Origin of the sequence: Nocardia abscessus NBRC 100374, assembly GCF_000308455.1 — a bacterium.
GTDB classification, from domain to species: Bacteria; Actinomycetota; Actinomycetes; order Mycobacteriales; family Mycobacteriaceae; genus Nocardia; species Nocardia abscessus.
Genome location: NZ_BAFP01000230.1, coordinates 1 through 1504 on the forward strand (window position 1 = coordinate 1; position 1504 = coordinate 1504).

The 1504-nt window shown below is 73.7% G+C and carries 1 protein-coding gene and 1 pseudogene; one reads left to right on the top strand and one right to left on the bottom strand.

Annotation, left to right across the window (positions count from 1 at the left end; all coding sequences use genetic code 11):
* A pseudogene (locus ON19_RS30890) lies at positions 1–293 on the top strand (TROVE domain-containing protein); the annotation flags it as partial.
* Between the two features lie 67 nt (positions 294–360).
* Here ON19_RS30890 and ON19_RS30895 read toward each other — a convergent pair.
* On the bottom strand, positions 361–1504 hold a 1144-nt coding region (locus ON19_RS30895), incomplete at its 5' end, for an FAD-binding oxidoreductase (protein ID WP_043700827.1).

Genomic DNA, 1504 nt, shown 5'->3' on the forward strand with positions numbered 1-1504 from the left:
GCGAGGAGGGTTACTTCCTCGGCTGGGGAACCGACACGGTGGGCGCGGTGCGCGAGCACTACGCGGGTCACGACCGGGTCGTCATCCTGACCGACGAGCAGGCCCACGACGGCGACGTCGGCCGGGCGGTGCCCGGCCGGGTGCCGCTCTACACCTGGAACCTGGCGGGATACCGCTACGGGCACGCCCCCGGCGGCACCCCGTACCGGCACACCTTCGGCGGCCTGACCGACGCGGCGTTCCGGATGATCCCGCTGCTGGAAGCGGGCCGCGACGCCGACTGGCCCTTCTGAACGGCCGCGGGGCCGAGACCATCACCGGTCCCGGCCCCGCGGCCGTTCGTCTTGCCGTCGTCGGCGGCTACCCGAGTACCGGGTAGTTGGCCCGGATGACGCCGTGCGGGTCCCGGGCCCGCTTGATCTCACGCAGCCGGGTCAGCGTCGCGGAATCGAACGCGGCGGCGGCGCTTTCCTCGGGTGTGAGGAAGGTGTACGGCTTGCGGCCGCTGATCTGCCCGCTCACCGCGCCGACGATGGCGGTGCGCCGGGCCCGGACCGCGTCGGCGAGATGCGGCAGCCCCACGCCCAGGCAGTAGAGCAGGTACGGCTCGGTGACCGGGCCGCGCGCGCCCGCGTCCGGCCGGGCTTCGGCCAGCGCGCCGCCCAGATGCCGGATCTGGATATTGGCCAGCGGGGCGAGGGGTTCATCGATCAGGGTTTTGATCACGGCGTCGCCGAGTTCGGTCAGCTCCTCGGCACGCGACAGCGCCGGGCTCGGGTCCGTGGGTTCGCCGGTGACGGCGCCGATGTCGGCGGGCCCGAAAACGCCCCGCTTGTCCAGGATCGGATTCCCGATGGCGTCGAGCGCTGCGAGCAGCGACCGGCCGCGATCCGGATCACCCAGATACACCGCGTCCAGCCCGACCATCGGCGGCGCGTCCGGGATCTGCAGACGCTGCAACCACACCGTCAGCTCCTCCGGCGCCGCGGCGGTGATCTCCCGGAAGACATCGAACACCTCGTGAACGCGTGTTTCCGGCCACAGCATGCGGCCGCCGAACAGCTCCGGCGCCGGGAACAGCGCGAACTCGAGCCCGGTCACCACGGCGAAGTCGCCACCGCCGCCGCGCAGCGCCCAGAACAGGTCCGGGTCGTCCTCGGCCGTGACCCGGCGCTGGGCGCCGTCGGCGTCCACGACCTCGAACGCGCGCACGGCGTCGCCGGCCCATCCGTGCTTGCGGCCGAACCAGCTCATACCGCCGCCGAGGGTGTAGCCGGTGACGCCGACGACCGGGTTGCTTCCCGCGAGACCGGTCAACCCGTGCCCGGCAGCGGCGGCCTGCACCCGGCCCCACGGCACGCCCGCGCCCACCCGCGCCACTCGCCGCTGGGCGTCGATCTCGATGCCGTCCAACTGTCCGGTGCGCAGCAGGATCGCGTCCGGCACTCCGCCGGACGCGCCGTGGCCGGTCGGCTGGGTGACCACCGGCACGCCCGCGCGGGCC